Genomic DNA, 16,625 nt, shown 5'->3' on the forward strand with positions numbered 1-16,625 from the left:
TATTGGAAGTGATTATTATTGATAATAAGCAATTAAATTATTTTTTGGCTATTGCTGAAGAAGAAAATATAACAAAGGCTGCTGAAAAATTGCATATAGCCCAACCTTATCTTAGTAATCAATTGAAAAAACTTGAGAATGAATTAGGAGTTAAATTAATAATAAGAAATACGAGAAAATTTCAAATAACAGATGCAGGTAAAAATCTTCAGCTTCGTGCCAAACAAATGTTGGATTTGATGGATTTAACCATTGATGAATTAACAAACTTTGAAGAAGGTATTTATGGCACTATAACAATTGGAGCTATACCGACATCAGTAAATGTAGTTTTACCTGAAATAATTAATGATTTTCATAAGACCTATCCCAAAGTAAAATTTGAAATAAGAAATATGACTACTAATTTAATATTAGAATCTTTAAAAATTGGAATTATAGAGATTGGAATAATCAGAACTCCTTTAAATTCAGATATGTATAACTTTCTATACTTACAGAATCAGCCTATGATAGTCGCAGCCTCGGACAATTTATATTGGAGTAAACATAAAAGAAACATAATGCTGACTGAGGTTTCAAATAAACCATTAATAGTTCACTTCAGACTTGAACACATTATAACAGAGGCTTGCAAAAATGCAGGATTTGAACCTAATATACTTTGTAAAATTGATGATACTAGATCAATACTCTTATTAGCAAGCTTTGGCATGGGTGTTGCCGTTATGCCAATGGATTGGATTGATCTCATTCCAAATTTGAATTTGAACTACAGAAAAATTAATGAAAAATCTCTAAGCACCAGTACTGCCTTAATATGGATAAAGAATAGATATCTCTCCCCAGCTGCCCGACACTTTTTAAATATTTTTAAGAATAACTATCTTAGATATTTTAAACCGTAATAATTTACACAAACTTTTACTCTAAATCAACAGATACTTAATTATATTCTATATACAATGATATCCCCGACTCAAAAATTTCTGAATCGAGGATACTATACTTTCTTTGCTTAAAGAATCTCACTTATAAGCTTTATCTTATATCATTATCAGCTGTAAATACTATTCACCTTTATACCTTGCAATTGTTTGTATTTTACTAACCACTAAGCTATGGTCTAACATTTTGTAGCATCTTTCCAAATCATTATTTTTAATCATCTTTGTAAACTCAATAAATTGATTAACCATTCTATGTTCATAATTATTTTCATTTATTAAAATCTATTTGTTTACAATATTATTTTTTATAAAAACATACTTTTTAGAAATGTCCTAATAAATCTTAATTCTTACTTTTGCTCAGTATATCTCCATCTTTAAGTTCATTATCACATTTTACAGTAAAAATCATTTTAGCAGAAGGCGCACTTTCTATAGATTCACCATTTTCTTTCTTCATATCTTCAAGCTTTATAATCTTGTTATCTCCCTTTATCGCCAAAACTTCAACAAAATCTCCATTGTAAACTTTATTTCTTTGTTCTATATTTGCAATATGAGATTCCTTATCATAATTCTTTACAACACCTACAATATCATAATTTCGTATATATGATGAGCTTTCGTAATTTTGTCTTATTTCTTTATCAAAATAAAAACCAGTTGTATATGGTCTATGACTAGGTTTTATAAGATTGTCCATCCATTTAGGATCAAACTTATAATTTTTAGGATCTTCTATGTATTTATCAATAGCTGCTCTGTACACCTTTACTACAGATGCAACATAATAAGAACTTTTCATTCTTCCTTCAATCTTAAGAGAATTTATACCAGATTCAATAAGCTCTGGAATATGTTCTATCATACATAAATCCTTTGAATTCATTAAATATACTCCATCAGAGCCTTCATTAATTTTATTGTAATCTCCTGTTTCCCCTTCTTCAAATAAATTATATTTATATCTACAAGGCTGTGAGCAAACTCCCCTATTAGAATCTCTTCCATTCAAATAATTTGATAATAAACATTTCCCAGAATAGGCCATACACATAGATCCATGTACAAAAGCTTCTACATCGCAAGTTTCTGGTAATACATTTCTAAGTTCTCTTAAATCTTCCAAGCTCATTTCTCTTGCTGCTACAACTCTTTTCACTCCAACCTTATGCCAAAATAAAGCAGATTGATAATTTAAATTGCTAGCTTGAGTACTTAAATGTATTTCAAGGTTTGGCACAACTTCTCTTGCTATGCTTATAACTCCAGGATCAGCAATAAGTGCAGCATCAACACCAATATCATATAATTCTCTAAGATATTCTTCTATTCCAAATAAATCCTCATTATGTGGAATTACATTTAATGTCACATGAATTTTTTTCCCTCTTGAATGTGCAAATTCAACCCCTTCTTTTAAATCTTCTATTGTAAAATTATCCGCTCCTGCTCTTAGATTTAATTTGTCGCCTCCAAGATATACTGCGTCAGCACCAAAATTTATAGCTGTTTTAAGTTTTTCTAAATTTCCCGCTGGTGCTAGTAATTCAATTTTCTTCATACTTTATTACTCCTTATTATTTAAATAAATAATACTGCAATACATTTATAGCATTACAAGCATTAACGCAAACTGAAGCAAAACCAAATTCCTTTGCTTCTTTACAAAATTTTTTAACTTCCTCAGTCATTGCCTCTGGTTTTAATATTGTGTGATCTATATATTTAGCTATATTCATAATTTTCCTTCTCCTTATTTTTAATTATTTTATTCAAAATCAGAATATAAATCTGAATTTTCACTAATGCTTTCTAATGTAGAATATTTATCTACTAATTCTCTTATTTCAATTTCTTTATTTCCTACAAATTGAACGAAATCCTCATATCCAGAATTAACTTTAAGCTGTGCTAATTCTTCAAGAAAGTTAGGTATTTTTTTAGCAGGAATTTCACCATATACTTGCCCAACCCTTGCTATATTAGGTCCCACTTTGCCATTAAACATAATAGCGTATGTTGGTATCATTCCATCTTCTGTACGCTTTCTCTTTCCAATAAGACCAATAATGCCTTTTTGAGGTTGAGCACATGAATTTGGACATCCTGATATAAATAATTGTGGAAGAACATTTTTTATTTCAAAAGATTTATCCTTGAAAGTTTCAATAATTTTATTTAATAATCCTTGAGATTTATTAATTCCAAATTTACAAGTCTTAGCCCCAGCACAAACTACTGAACTATCTATGTTAAATATAGAAGAAAAACCGCATGTTATATCAATTAATCTTTGAGCATCATTTTCTTTTAAGTCTCTTACAAAAAATCCTTGTGTCATAGTTAACCTTAAGGATACTTTGTAATTTAAATTAGTTAAGAAATCTAATATAATATCTAAATTATCAGTAGTCACATTACCACTAATTGGATGAATATATACTGAATAGTGACCTTCTTGCTTTTGATTAATAATTCTATTTTGATATTTTTCATCCCATTGCTTTTGATTAATTTGTTTTATATCTTCTAAATCTTCATCTTTATAATCTATGTTAAGTTTTAAATCTTTTTCAGTTCTAACTTTATCAAGTTCAATTTTAAGCACTTCTCTAAATTTTTCTTCACCTAATCTTTGGAGAACAAATCTTAATCTAGCTTTATGTCTATTTGTTCTATCTCCTTCTCTTTCAAAGATTTGTTTCATAGCTTGTACATAATATAATGCATCATTATGATCAATAAAATCTTCAAGTTTTATTCCTACACTTGGATTTCTGCCAAGTCCACCAGCACCATAAACTTCAAATCCTCTTTTTCCATCAACTATTTTTGCTATAAATCCTATATCTGTTATAGTTGCATTAACAGTATCTTCTAAACTATTTGAAAAAGCTATTTTATACTTTCTAGGTAATTTAAGATTTTTAGGGTCATCCATCATATAATTTGCAACAGCTTTCATATATGGTGTAACATCAAAAATTTCATCTGTAGCCACACCTGAAAGAGGTGAACACGCAATATTTCTTACTCCATCTCCACCTGCTGCTTTAGTTGTTAATTCAGCTTTCATAAGTTCTTCTAATAAATTATTCAAGTCATCTGCTTTTACGGAATGAAATTGAATATCCTGTCTTGTTGTAAAACGTATTTGATTGCCTCCATATTTTTTTGCTATTTCACTTATTGCTTTCAGTTGCTTCAATGTTATACATCCACCTGGAATTCTTGGTCTTATCATATAAGTTTCTATCAGCCTTTCTTTATAAATTCCCATAATTGCACTAAAAGATTTAAATTCCCACAATTGCATTAAAAGACTTAAATTCATCTATTTGTCTTTCCCTTCTATTTACTTTATGAATAACATAAATAAAAATATTTTTATCTCATGTGTAACCACTATAATACTCTCTCTTCCTTAAGTTAAAGATAACAAAATGGTGCTATCATAGATAAGTTCAACTAAGATTTAAACGTGAATTCCACCTGAATCAAGTTTCACTTAATAGCCCTTTATATTGGTAAAAGATGAGAAGTATTCTTATCCTCATATTCATAGTAATATAGTATGAATTATATATCAACAAATAAAATTCCTATCTGTGCTAGTACAGATGACATTTATATTTATTTTGTTATCTGCATTCCTATTTTTTCTCCCATAAACACACTAGTTTCAAATCCATTCTGAGTTTGATATATTATATCACTATCTATTTTTATCTTATTTTTTTGAAACATCATTATAATTGTAGAGCCTCCAAATTTAAAATATCCTTTTTCATCTCCCTTGTTGACATGTTCACTAACCCTATACGTTTGTACTATTGACCCAACACAGGTTGCACCAACTTCAATATATAATACACGTCCAAAGTTATCAGTATCAAAAATACTCCATTGTCTTTCATTTCTGCAAAAAATCTCTGGCACTTTGCTTAAAGCTATTGGATTTACCGAATAATAATCTCCACTTATTTTAAAGCTTGTACTACATGCTCCACTATCTATAAAATGATATCTATGATAATCTGTAGGACAAAGTCTCAAAATCAAACAAGTTCCACCTAAAAATTCTTTGGAAGTATCTTTATTATTGATGAGTTCATGAAACTTATATATACCACCTTTAATATGAACTATTTTATTTAAATCAATATTTTCATAAGCCATTAACTTCCCATCTCCAGGCGAAATTACTACTTGCCTGTTTGTATCTATTGGTCTAAATTTATTTTTTAACTTTCTTGTAAAAAAATCATTAAAAGATTTAAACTCATCTATCTTCTTTTCAAACTCTGAAGCATCTATATTAAAATCATTAATAAATGAATCAATTTTTTTACAACTTACTTTACTATCACAAAAAAGCCCATAAGCTTTTGAAAAGAACTTTTTTTTAATTATTATTTCTAAGAAACTCATCCCAATAGGGGAGGAATAAATCCAATTAAGATACTTATCACCTGCAATTTTTTCAACTTCATATTTATTAACTTTTCTATTATAGTATTTAATCATAATTAACCTCTCTTAGTTATATTAAACTTCTCTCACAATTAAAAACAATAAATTATGCCATATTCCTTTTTTCTCTGCATCCAAGTTCTTTTGAAACAGTTCTTCCTATAGAACTTATTTTTCCTGTAATACAATTCCAACATTGGTTTGGTGTCTCATTTACACATATTTTACCTGGATAAATAGCATATAGTTTTCTATACTCACCTTCTGTAATATTAGGCATAACAACATTTGCTCCACTTGAAAGTGCAATTACTCTACCATTTCTATTTAAGCTTTCCATTGCTGTTGTAGCAGGTATATTTGCATCTGGTAATAAAAGCCTCACCAAAGCCATTACCTTTATGCTTATTTCAAAATTATCTACTTTATAATCTTTTAGCGGAGTATCTTCATTTGGAATAAACGGACCTAAGCCAATCATATCTGCATCTATTTCTTTAAAAAAGAGTATGTCATTAGCTAGTGATTCTATGCTTTGATTAGGTAGCCCTACTAAATTGCCAGTTCCTACTTCATAACCTAAATGTTTTAAATCTCTAAGACATCTTTTTCTTTCCTCATGCGTCATTCTTGGATCTAATTCTTCATACAGTTTTTTATCAGTAGTTTCTATTCGCATTAAATATCTATCTGCTCCTGATTCCTTATAAGCTTTATATTCCTCAAAAGTCTTTTCGCCTAAACTTAAAGTTACTGCTACACCTAATTTCTTTATATTTGATATTATGTGCTTCATGATATCCACTGTATAATATAAATCTTCTCCCGACTGCAAGACGATGCTCTTATATCCATATCCAGCTGCTTTATGTGCCAAATCTATTATTTCGTAAGGCATTAACCTATATCGCTTAATGTTTGTATTAGACTTCCTCAGCCCACAATATAAACAATCGCGTCTGCATATATTAGAGAATTCAATAATTCCTCTTAAATGAACCTCATCCCCAACATATTTTTTTCTTATTCTGTCAGCTGCTTCAAAAAGTATATTATTTATACTATCATCTTTAAGTATAGATATTAATTCTTCCTCACTTAAACAATGATTTTTCTCAGCTTTTTCAATTAATTTTATATTCAAATTCATAAACATCACCCTCTTAAGTAAAACTAAGCCTACTGGCTATTTGAGCAAAGATAGTTTTTCACATAATATTCTCCATTTGCAATTTATAATTTATATTATGACCATGTAAATATCAAGAAATAAAAACATCATCTGTGCTAGTATAAAAATTACCTATATATTATAAAAGGGTGTAAAATTAGTTAATCACTAAGCATTTATAACTGAAATGAATTTCTTAACTAAATTTGTTTTTTCTTCATCTTTTCTTATACAAATAACAATCTCATTTTTAAGATTTATATTATCTATATAGATTCTAGATAATCTTCCCATATCAATAAATTCTTTCGCTGCTATTGATGAGCAAAAATTCACACCATAACCAGACATAGATGCCCTAAGTGTTTCATGTAATCCATTAAATTCAAGTGCTATTTTAGGTAGTTCAATACCATAAGTATAACAAAGTGATTCCAAAATACTTCTTGCATAACTTCCTTTTTCTCTCATTATAAACGGTTCTAACATAATATCAGTTAAACTAACTTTTTTATTTGCATATTTATGCTTTGAAGATGCTACAAACCATAAATCATCATCCATTATTTTAGTAATGTTAATTTCATCTATATATTTCTTTGCTCCACTACCTAAAATTGCAACATCCACCTCATATGACACAAGCTGATTAATAGCACTTTCTGTATTCAATGTATTAATTTCAATATTAATGTCTTTATTATTTTGTTTTAATTTAGTAACCCACATAGGTATTAAAAAATTAGTTGAGAGATAATTACCCGCTATTTTCAAAGTTCCATTTTTACCTTGTTTATAATTATCTATTATTGTTTCTATTCTATCTTCTATTTTAAAAATTGCATCTGCTTCTTTTACTAATTGCTCACCTATTTCACTTAAGTAAATCCCCCTACCTTTGGGTAAAAATAATATAACACCATTTTCTTTTTCAAATTTTTTAATTTGTGCTGTAATTGCTGGCTGACTAATTTTTAGTTGCTGTGCTGCAACTGTTACACTTCCTACTTTAGCTACCATATAAAATAATCTTAATGCATGTAAATTCATATTTGCTCCTATTTATATATTTTATTTATGAATAGTATAATAACATATATTATACATATATATTCACTTTTGCTATACTCTTTATATAAATCATTGTCGGCATTATTTATAATAAATTATTTAGGAGAAAAATATGATACAAACTACTATATATTTGATTAGACATGGACAAACAGAGTGGAATTTAGAAACACGAATGCAAGGACATAAGGACTCACCTCTAACAAAGCTTGGCATAATTCAAGCCCAAAAATTACATGACAGACTTATAAATGAAAAATTTCATTTAATATACTCTAGTAAAAGCAAACGTGCTTATGATACAGCTAAAATTATACAAGGGAATCAAAACATTCCTTTTCATATATGCAAAGAATTAAAAGAAATTAACATGGGTGAATGGGAAGGCATGAAACAAATTGACATTATTAATAAATATTCTAAAGCTTGGAATAATTTTTGGAATAATCCTATAAAATATTCTCCAACTGGCGAAGGTGAATCTTATCCAAACTTAAAAAACAGAGTTATACCTGCACTTGAAAATATTATTAATTCAAATCAAGGTAAAAATATAATAATTGTAACACATAGAATTACTTTAAAAGTTATAATGTCATATTTTAAAAATCAAGACATGCATGAAATTTGTAATAACCCAGATATAGATCCAGCGAGTCTTTCTAAAATATGTATCTGCAATGGAACATATAAAATTCTATTACATGGAGATACATCTCATTACAAATAAAAAATATGATACTAAATATATAATTACTATCTTGTTGTGCTTAAGTTTTACCAAAAATTCTTGTCTGTATTAGTACAGATAAGAATTTTTTTTATAGAAATAAATCAAATTGTAATTTAAAATATATATACGCCACCCCCAGGGGGTGTTTTTTTAAACATTATAATCTTTTAAAATTTCAAAAACAAATAAAAAGAATGATTAAATCTACTTAACAATATTTAACAGGAGGATAAAATGAATTCAAATAATTTAGAACAAAAACAAAGAGAAAATTTAATAATGATATTAGCTGGAGCAACTTTCTTAATCTTTTACCAAGCTTTTATGGTAGCACCTATTATACCTAAGTTAGCAAATATATTTGGGGTATCAGCTGAGAATATTGGTTTGATTGTTCCAGCATACTTAATTCCTTATGGAATGACTACACTTATCTGGGGACCATTATCAGACCGCTTCGGAAGAAAAGCCATTATACTTTCTTCCTTTATATGCTTCATATTACTTACAGCTTTAACTGTCACTGCTTCTTCTGCAACATCAATGCTATATATTCGTATATTAACAGGCATGGGAGCAAGTGGCGTAGTACCTATTTCTCTTGCTTTAATCGGTGATTTATTTCCATATACTGAACGAGGCAGGGCGCTTGGCTGGATTTTTGGAGCTATGGCAGGAGGAATGGCCTTTGGTTCTACTGCTGGAGTAATCCTTGAACCGTTCATTACATGGCGTGGTCTTTTCCTTAGTGTTACTATTTTAGCTTCTATAGTTTTAATTATATTATTACCATACAGGAATTTCTTAAATACAAAAGTACAAACTGGTGAACACGCTAGTATCAAAAATGTAATATCATCTTATTTTAGTATTCTTAATTCAGGAAGAAGTAAACAAACTTATGCTTATGTATTGATTAATGCAATATTCCATTCTGGTGTATATACTTGGCTTGGTTTATATTTTGCAAAAAACTATGCTTTAAGTGAATTTGGTATTGGACTTGCTTTGATAGGTTATGGATTACCTGGTTTTTTACTTGGGCCAGTAATTGGTAGACTAGCTGATCGCTTTGGAAGAAATCACTTAATTCCTGCTGGTCTTGCAATAGCTGGTTTATCAACTGTTGCACTTACAATTAATCTACCAGTTTATGTTGCTACATTCTTTGTAACTACTCTTTCTTTAGGATACGACATGACACAACCTCTTTTAGCTGGAATTGTAACAACTCTTAGTCCAAAACGTGGTGCAGCAATGGGATTAAATGTATTTACATTATTCACAGGTATGGGACTTGGAAGTTTGGTATTTAGTTATTTTCTTAAGTTCGGTATTAATACAGCATTTATAGTATTTGGAACGATTGCCCTGATTTCTGCAATACTAGCTATTTATTTATTCCGCTTAGAAGTCCGACCTAAATCAGAAACTAATAGTTAAAAACTTCCTTATATAATATAAAAGACGCAGAATTCTGCGTCTTTTACTTTTTATATGCAGTACTGAATTTTATTCTTCACTACCTACTGATAAATTAATTTCTTCATATGATATAACTTTATTTTTACTCTCTCCAAACTTTCTAACAACTGGTGTAGGATTTTGATTAAAATTCATGCTTAAACTTTGATTAGAATAGTGACCTGCTGGATCAATATAATATTTAAAATCAATTATCTTCTCTACATCTATTTCTGCATAAGCTATTCCTTCTGTTTCTGCTGGAATCATTTCACTAATTGGTTCTCCATCTGGTCCATAGATACAAGTATGTCCACTTTTAAATGTATCAAAATATTCTCTTTGCTCTGGTGTTAAGCAAATCATATCCTTCATTTCTTCTGAGTAAATTGATGAAGTCATTAATACAAAAGTTTGAGTAGAAATTGCATAGTATCTGCTTGAAATTTCATCATCAAAATATCCTGGCCATGAAGCTACATGAACTTGTTCATTTTGTGAATTCATAGCTAAAAGATCTAATGGTACTTGATGTTCCCAACACATACATCCACCTAAATTACCGATTTCTGTTTCAAACACAGGCATTAGACTTCCACTTCCATCACCCCATATTAATCTTTCAGCAACAGATGCTCTCATCTTTCTATGTTTTCCAATCAAATCTCCATCTGGGTTAAACCATAATTGTGCTAAATATAATGAACCACCATCTTTTTCACTACAAGAAATACATACATAGGTCTTGTTCCTTTTTGCTGCTTCACTTATTTTTTGAATTGCTAAGCTTGGAATTTCAACTGCATTTTTATATAATTCATGATAAAATTTTCTTGTATATTCTGGATGTCCAATAAATGCAAACCAAGGATAACCTGGAATGAATGCTTCTGGAAATGCTACTAACTTTGCTCCATTTGATGCTGCTTCATCAATTAATTTGCAAGACTTTTCAACTGTTGCATCTAAATCTAAATATACTGGTGCAGCTTGAACTGCTGCTGCTTTGAATTTTGGGTATTGTTTTGACATAATTGTATCCTCCTTAATTTAACCAAAAAAGACGTGTCAAGTATATTTCATTAATACTTAAGACGCCTTTGTCATTTATTTATTACTTATCACTTTTTATAAATTCTTACGTAAGTCATTTATTGATGTTAGTATATCATCTTAAATTTTACTTGGGTAGCACCAGTAATTTTATATGCATAAACTATTGGTTAATAGCTTATACATATTAAATATGATTTATCCAACTTAATATATAATCTTCAAATGTTTTGATTGTGCTTGATATATGCCCTTTTTTAGTTATCATACAAATTGTCCATTTTAAACTTTTATCTTCAAAAGGAATAGCCACAATGTCATTATTTTTAATATCTCTGCTTATAAAATCCATAGTAATAGATATGCATTTATTTTCAGCACATAACTTATGACAAAGACTAAAACCACTTGTCACAAAAATAATATTAGGTTCTACTCCTGCTTGTTTAAAATGTTCATCTAAAATATGATATACTTTAAATACTTTACTTTCAATAACCATATCTACATTATCAACATCTTTATAAGTAATGACCTTTTTTTTACTTAGAGGATGATCCTTATGTACTAAAAGCTTAATATCAAATGTCTTAATAACTGTTTTATTAAACGCTGCATCATCTATAGGCTCAATGGCAAATCCTATATCTGCTTTATTTTCTTTAACATATTCATCAATATACATATCAGGATGTTCCTCATATTCTAATGATATATTAGTATTGTTTTTACTAAATTCTAAAATGCATTCAGGCTCTAATAATCTTATTACACCATAAGATGAAACTAATTTTATTTTTTCCTTATTAAATTTTGTTGCATTATACATTTCATATTTAAGTTTTTCTAAATCTTGAATAATTCTTATAGCATTTTTCTTCAATACTTCTCCCTGTTTCGTAAGAGACATTCCAATTGAAGAGCGTATAAATAGTATTACGCCTAGCTCTTTTTCTAATTTTTTTATTGATTTACTCAAACCTTGTGGTGAAATAAAAAGTTCTCTTGATGCTTTAGAAATACTCTTCATTTTACACACCTTTAAGAAATTAATTAATTCTTTAATATTCATAATAATTCCCCCCATACTCTAAAAATAAACAAATAGAATAAATATTCACATTTACCAAACTTAAATTTTTACATATAGAAAATGGCTGCCAAACATATTTCAGAATAGACAGCCATTGTCAAATATCGAATTATTTTATATAGGTTTTAATACTTTTTCTAAATTAATTTATATTCTTTTAAACACTCTTTCAATGTTTCTAAATTTTCACCTTCCATCGCAAATAGAGGCATTCTTAAATCTCCAATATTGTATCCCATAAGTCCTAAAGCAGTCTTTACTGGTATAGGATTAACTTCAATAAATAAATTATTTATAAGTTTTAAATAATCCGTCTGCATTTTTGTACTCTCTTCTATCATTCCTTCAAAGTAAAGGCTACAAATTTCGTGTGCTTCCTTAGGCATAACATTTGATAATACAGAAATAACTCCTTTACCCCCTAATGATAATACGGGAACTATTTGATCATCATTTCCAGAATAAATATCAAGATTATCTCCGCATAAAGCTTTGATTTTAGCTACTTGAGATAAATCGCCGCTAGATTCTTTTGTTGCAACTATTCTTGGATGCTTAGCTAATTCTACATATGTTTCTGGAAGAATATTAACCCCAGTTCTTGATGGAACATTATATAAAATCATTGGTACATTAACTCTGTCTGCTATATATGTAAAATGTTTAACTAAACCACCTTGAGTTGCTTTATTATAGTAAGGTGTCACAACCAATATTCCATCTACTCCAACATTTTCAGCATATTTTGAAAGTTCAACAGCATACGCTGTATCATTTGAACCTGTGCCTGCTATTACAGGAATTCTCTTATTCACATATTTTACTGTAAATCTAATTGCTTCTTTGTGCTCTTCATTTGACATAGTTGATGATTCACCTGTAGTTCCAGCAATTACAATTGCATCTGTATCATTATCTATATTGAAATCTATCAGTCTTTTTAATTCTTCAAAATTAATTCCATTCTCATTAAAAGGTGTAACTATAGCAACTGCTGCACCAGTAAATATTGTTTTCTTCATAAAAACATGCCTCCAAATCGTTAATACTTATATAATTGATTCATTTTATAAAGAAAAATTATAAATACAGAAAATTTTTCTCATTTTTTAAATAATTCAATCATTTTCATATATTTTATGCATATTTATTCTAGTATTTTATATTTGAAAAATTCATATATAAAATGCCCCCTTTTATTTAATAACTTCACATACCTTATCTATAACCTCTTCTTCATACCCCAGTTTTTTCAACAAAATCCTTAATAAAACTTTATCTGAATTCAAATCATGAGCCTTCTTCTTTTCCATAACACATCCCCCCCTTAACTAAAATTTACTATACAATTATGTTATTATAGTGTAATCTATATATCAACGAATAAAATAGTCATCTGTACTAGCACAATTTTAGAGGAGGTGCTTAATTTGTTAAAATATGAAGAAATTATAGAATACATAAAAAATAATATAAAGTCTGAAAAACTCAATACTCCAAAAAAACTACCTTCTATTAGATCAATTAAAGAACTGTTTCAGTGTAGTACAGGTACAGTTCTAAAAGCTTATGAAAAACTTGAGCAGGATCATATTATCTATTCAGTACCTAAAAGTGGATATTATATAGTTGATGATTTTCATAACCCAAATTCCTCTAAGCAGCCAATGGTAGATTTTTCAGCTGTAAATTTAAACTCTGAAACTTTTCCATATAAGAATTTTCAACATTGTTTAAATAAATCAATAGATTTATACAAGGAAAAACTTTTTACATATTCTGATCCTAGAGGATTAAAATCTTTAATTAAGGTATTAACAAAACATATTCAAAATTATCAAATATTCACAAAACCTGATAACATACTTATTACATCAAGCTCTCAACAAGCATTGAATATTTTATCAATCATGCCATTTCCAAATTGTAAATCTAATATTCTTGTTGAACAGCCTACATATTATGGAATGATAAAATTCCTTGAACTTAATAACATCCCTACTCTAGGAATAAATAGAGACTTCAATGGAATAAATTTAGATGAATTAGAGAAGTTGTTTAAATACGGCAATATTAAATTTTTCTATAGTATACCTAGATTTCACAATCCAACTGGAACTTCATACAGTAAATTTGAAAAACAAGAGATTATTAAATTAGCAGAAAAATATGATGTGTACATTGTCGAAGACGATATTTCAGCAGATTTAGATATAAATAAAAAGAATGACCCTCTATATTCCTATGATACTTCATCAAGGGTAATATACTTAAAAAGTTATTCAAAGATAATTATGCCAGGTTTAAGGGTTGCGGCTCTTATATTACCTGATTTACTTATTAATAATTTTTTAGAATATAAAAAATGGACTGATATGAACAGTCCAATACTATCTCAAGGAGCCTTAGAAATATACTTAAAGAACGGAATGTTTGATTCCCATATGAAACAATTAGTTAGTCTATACAGTAGTCGTATCAATTGCTTAAAAAATATCTTATTAGAATGCGAATATCCAAATATACAATATAACATCCCTGAGTCTGGATACTTTAGCTGTATTCATGTAAATGGTTCAGTAAATTATGATAAAATAATTACTTCACTATATCATAAGAATATAAGAATATTTGACACACGTGAATGTTTCCTTAAAGAATACAAATGTGATAATTATTTCAGAATTACTATAAGTGAAGTGAATGAGAAACAAATAAAGAAAAACATACCTATAATACTTCATTCTATTCAAAAAAATTTGAATTAACATTATATCTGTATGCAAGCTATAAAATCCTTAATACTACTTAAATTAGTAATATCAAGGATTTTATTAATTACTCATGTATTTTATTTAAATAATCACGCTGCTATTGATAATACAATATATATTAATGTTGACAAAAATAATATATGATATATAATTTAATTGATAACAATTATCATTTTTGTTTAATTATTATCGATTATGCAATTTCAAATAAACATTAGATTCAAAGGAGATAACATTATGTCAACATTTATGATTACATATTTTTTAAGCGATACTTTAGGTCATGATCATGATCATGATGATTGTGGATGCAATGATGATCACTCAAATTCTCATGAGCATGAAAACTGCGGATGTGGTAAAGATGACACACATTCACATAAAAACACCAATGTAGATATTAATATAATAGGAAAAATCAAATCTCTTGGTGCTTGGGCTCAATTTATGCCTGAAGGATTTTTGGTTAAAACAAATTTATCTGCTCAAGATATTTTTAATGAAGTTAATTCTGTAACCAATAAAGGTGATATTGTGTTCGTAACAAAAGTAGATGCAAAATCTTCAGCATGTGCAAATTCAGCTGTCTTAGATTGGCTTTCAAACTAAACATAAGCTCTAATAGCATTATATTTTTATATATACTATTAGAGCTTAATATTTTATTTTTTTCTTTTAAGTGATTATGCTATATTAAATTAATATGCAATTCAATTAAATTATAAAATAATAAAAAGTTAAAATCCAAATTTTACATTTAGACTATCTAACTTTGTAATCAACATTTAATTAAATAATTATACATTGCAATTTAATGTGACTTTTATACTTAGCAAATTAGACTTCGTCATAAATTCAATTCACTATCCCCTTCTTGCCTCACCCATGTTTTAAAATTAGCTGGATCTAATTCATTAATAAGAAATACTCTTGCTCCACGTGGTATATAATCTTCACCATAAGTTCTATATCCAGCATATCCACCATAACCTAGTTTAATTTCTTTAAACACCGAACAATAATTATTTAGATGATCGTGTCCAACAAATACGCCTTTTACATCCCCAACATTATAAATAAATTCAAAAAGACCAGAATTTATTTTAGGACAACTTTCTTCTTCAAATCTCTTACCGTTAATCACACCATTTTTATATGCTTTTTTAAATTCTTGTAATGGTATATGAAAAAACATAAGAGCTGGTATATTTTTATTATATTTAATTTTTAAATTTAGTGCTTTTTTCTTATACCAACAAATCTGTGTGAATTTGATCCAGTTATATCCACCAATAAATCTAGGTGCATATTTTCCTGAATCCATGAAATAAAGATTAAATTTAGGTATAGAATTATCCTTTGAACTTTTTAAAAGGATATTATAATTGCCAACTCTATCAAAAGTCTTATAACCTATTTGACTAACATTATATTTAAAATTCATATAAAACTTCATCATTTCTTCTTTACTCATCATATTGTGCTCATCATCATGATTGCCAAAAACAATAGCCCACGGTATATTCCTAGTTTCCATTGGTTCTGCAACATGATTAATAGCTAGTTTCACATCATCTACGCTTTGACATTTACCATCAATAATATCTCCAGTTAATACTACCATATTAGGTTTCTCATACTCTAAAATTTTGTTCATAATGTCTATTGCCTTATCTTTATTTGGTCCTTCATGTAAATCTGTAAACTGAACAATCTTAAAATTACCATAAGAATCAAATCTAAGAGGAATTCTCATGAATTAGCCTACCTTCATAAATTAATAAAAACAATATATTATACGAAATAGTTGTATGTTTTGATATTAGATACATAAAAAAAT

Annotated in this window: 14 protein-coding genes and 2 pseudogenes; 5 read left to right on the forward strand and 11 right to left on the reverse strand. The window is 28.2% G+C overall.

Features of this window, described 5'->3' with window-relative positions; translation table 11 throughout:
- The first annotated feature begins 8 nt into the window (after window positions 1-8).
- Window positions 9-908 (forward strand): LysR family transcriptional regulator, encoded by a 900-nt coding sequence (locus tag CLSA_RS12190; protein WP_022746644.1) that lies wholly within the window; start codon window positions 9-11, stop codon window positions 906-908.
- Between the two features lie 133 nt (window positions 909-1,041).
- On the opposite strand, the pseudogene CLSA_RS24590 reads toward CLSA_RS12190, so the two are convergent.
- From CLSA_RS24590 to CLSA_RS12215, 7 genes and pseudogenes are all read right to left on the reverse strand, one after another.
- Window positions 1,042-1,226: pseudogene (locus CLSA_RS24590) on the reverse strand (gfo/Idh/MocA family oxidoreductase); the annotation flags it as partial.
- 67 nt (window positions 1,227-1,293) lie between these two features.
- The gene (locus CLSA_RS12195; RefSeq protein WP_022746646.1) at window positions 1,294-2,514 is read right to left on the reverse strand and encodes a peptidase U32 family protein; all 1,221 of its coding nucleotides are present in this window, start codon (window positions 2,512-2,514) and stop codon (window positions 1,294-1,296) included.
- Between the two features lie 49 nt (window positions 2,515-2,563).
- Window positions 2,564-2,692, reverse strand: a pseudogene (locus CLSA_RS22550) (deoxyribose-phosphate aldolase); the annotation flags it as partial.
- Between the two features lie 29 nt (window positions 2,693-2,721).
- Window positions 2,722-4,269 carry a nitrite/sulfite reductase gene (locus tag CLSA_RS12200; RefSeq protein ID WP_241393267.1) on the reverse strand — a complete coding sequence of 516 codons (1,548 nt, stop codon included), beginning with the start codon at window positions 4,267-4,269 and terminating at the stop codon, window positions 2,722-2,724.
- Window positions 4,270-4,586: 317 nt separating this feature from the next.
- Window positions 4,587-5,480, reverse strand: coding sequence for a phosphatidylserine decarboxylase (locus CLSA_RS12205; RefSeq protein WP_022746649.1), 894 nt, complete (start codon window positions 5,478-5,480; stop codon window positions 4,587-4,589).
- A 52-nt stretch (window positions 5,481-5,532) separates the two neighbouring features.
- Window positions 5,533-6,576, reverse strand: coding sequence for a [FeFe] hydrogenase H-cluster radical SAM maturase HydE (hydE, locus tag CLSA_RS12210; RefSeq protein WP_022746650.1), 1,044 nt, complete (start codon window positions 6,574-6,576; stop codon window positions 5,533-5,535).
- Between the two features lie 189 nt (window positions 6,577-6,765).
- Window positions 6,766-7,647 (reverse strand): LysR family transcriptional regulator, encoded by an 882-nt coding sequence (locus tag CLSA_RS12215; RefSeq protein ID WP_022746651.1) that lies wholly within the window; start codon window positions 7,645-7,647, stop codon window positions 6,766-6,768.
- Between the two features lie 133 nt (window positions 7,648-7,780).
- On the opposite strand from CLSA_RS12215, the gene CLSA_RS12220 reads away from it, so the two are divergent.
- Together CLSA_RS12220 and CLSA_RS12225 are read left to right on the forward strand one after the other, a co-directional pair.
- Entirely contained in the window at window positions 7,781-8,398 is a 618-nt protein-coding gene (locus CLSA_RS12220) for a histidine phosphatase family protein (protein ID WP_022746652.1), read from the forward strand.
- A gap of 237 nt (window positions 8,399-8,635) precedes the next feature.
- A complete protein-coding gene (locus CLSA_RS12225; RefSeq protein ID WP_022746653.1) occupies window positions 8,636-9,844 on the forward strand; it encodes an MFS transporter in 1,209 nt (402 codons plus the stop codon).
- Window positions 9,845-9,913: 69 nt separating this feature from the next.
- Here the strand turns inward: CLSA_RS12225 and CLSA_RS12230 are convergent, their stop codons facing one another.
- From CLSA_RS12230 to dapA, 3 genes are all read right to left on the reverse strand, one after another.
- Window positions 9,914-10,897: a carbon-nitrogen hydrolase family protein gene (locus tag CLSA_RS12230; RefSeq protein ID WP_022746654.1), complete on the reverse strand. Its 984-nt coding sequence runs from the start codon at window positions 10,895-10,897 to the stop codon at window positions 9,914-9,916.
- A gap of 208 nt (window positions 10,898-11,105) precedes the next feature.
- Window positions 11,106-11,990, reverse strand: coding sequence for a LysR family transcriptional regulator (locus CLSA_RS12235; protein WP_022746655.1), 885 nt, complete (start codon window positions 11,988-11,990; stop codon window positions 11,106-11,108).
- 158 nt (window positions 11,991-12,148) lie between these two features.
- Window positions 12,149-13,033 (reverse strand): 4-hydroxy-tetrahydrodipicolinate synthase, encoded by an 885-nt coding sequence (gene dapA / locus CLSA_RS12240; RefSeq protein ID WP_022746656.1) that lies wholly within the window; start codon window positions 13,031-13,033, stop codon window positions 12,149-12,151.
- A 399-nt stretch (window positions 13,034-13,432) separates the two neighbouring features.
- On the opposite strand from dapA, the gene CLSA_RS12245 reads away from it, so the two are divergent.
- A complete protein-coding gene (locus CLSA_RS12245; RefSeq protein ID WP_236903241.1) occupies window positions 13,433-14,779 on the forward strand; it encodes an aminotransferase-like domain-containing protein in 1,347 nt (448 codons plus the stop codon).
- A gap of 243 nt (window positions 14,780-15,022) precedes the next feature.
- Window positions 15,023-15,394: a hypothetical protein gene (locus CLSA_RS12250; RefSeq protein ID WP_022746660.1), complete on the forward strand. Its 372-nt coding sequence runs from the start codon at window positions 15,023-15,025 to the stop codon at window positions 15,392-15,394.
- Between the two features lie 238 nt (window positions 15,395-15,632).
- Here CLSA_RS12250 and CLSA_RS12255 read toward each other — a convergent pair whose 3' ends face one another.
- Complete coding sequence (locus tag CLSA_RS12255) at window positions 15,633-16,541, reverse strand: metallophosphoesterase family protein (protein ID WP_022746661.1); 909 nt, start codon at window positions 16,539-16,541, stop codon at window positions 15,633-15,635.
- Between the last annotated feature and the right edge of the window lie 84 nt (window positions 16,542-16,625).

This window comes from Clostridium saccharobutylicum DSM 13864 (genome assembly GCF_000473995.1).
Lineage (GTDB): Bacteria > Bacillota > Clostridia > Clostridiales > Clostridiaceae > Clostridium > Clostridium saccharobutylicum.

Bases quoted from the DNA above. Each gene is read 5' to 3' on its own strand.
- CLSA_RS12195 (WP_022746646.1), bottom strand. From the start codon at position 2,514: ATGAAGAAAATTGAATTACTAGCACCAGCGGGAAATTTAGAAAAACTT.
- CLSA_RS12200 (WP_241393267.1), bottom strand. From the start codon at position 4,269: ATGCAATTGTGGGAATTTAAATCTTTTAGTGCAATTATGGGAATTTAT.
- CLSA_RS12205 (WP_022746649.1), bottom strand. From the start codon at position 5,480: ATGATTAAATACTATAATAGAAAAGTTAATAAATATGAAGTTGAAAAA.
- hydE (WP_022746650.1), bottom strand. From the start codon at position 6,576: ATGAATTTGAATATAAAATTAATTGAAAAAGCTGAGAAAAATCATTGT.
- CLSA_RS12215 (WP_022746651.1), bottom strand. From the start codon at position 7,647: ATGAATTTACATGCATTAAGATTATTTTATATGGTAGCTAAAGTAGGA.
- CLSA_RS12220 (WP_022746652.1), top strand. From the start codon at position 7,781: ATGATACAAACTACTATATATTTGATTAGACATGGACAAACAGAGTGG.
- CLSA_RS12225 (WP_022746653.1), top strand. From the start codon at position 8,636: ATGAATTCAAATAATTTAGAACAAAAACAAAGAGAAAATTTAATAATG.
- CLSA_RS12230 (WP_022746654.1), bottom strand. From the start codon at position 10,897: ATGTCAAAACAATACCCAAAATTCAAAGCAGCAGCAGTTCAAGCTGCA.
- CLSA_RS12235 (WP_022746655.1), bottom strand. From the start codon at position 11,990: ATGAATATTAAAGAATTAATTAATTTCTTAAAGGTGTGTAAAATGAAG.
- dapA (WP_022746656.1), bottom strand. From the start codon at position 13,033: ATGAAGAAAACAATATTTACTGGTGCAGCAGTTGCTATAGTTACACCT.
- CLSA_RS12250 (WP_022746660.1), top strand. From the start codon at position 15,023: ATGTCAACATTTATGATTACATATTTTTTAAGCGATACTTTAGGTCAT.
- CLSA_RS12255 (WP_022746661.1), bottom strand. From the start codon at position 16,541: ATGAGAATTCCTCTTAGATTTGATTCTTATGGTAATTTTAAGATTGTT.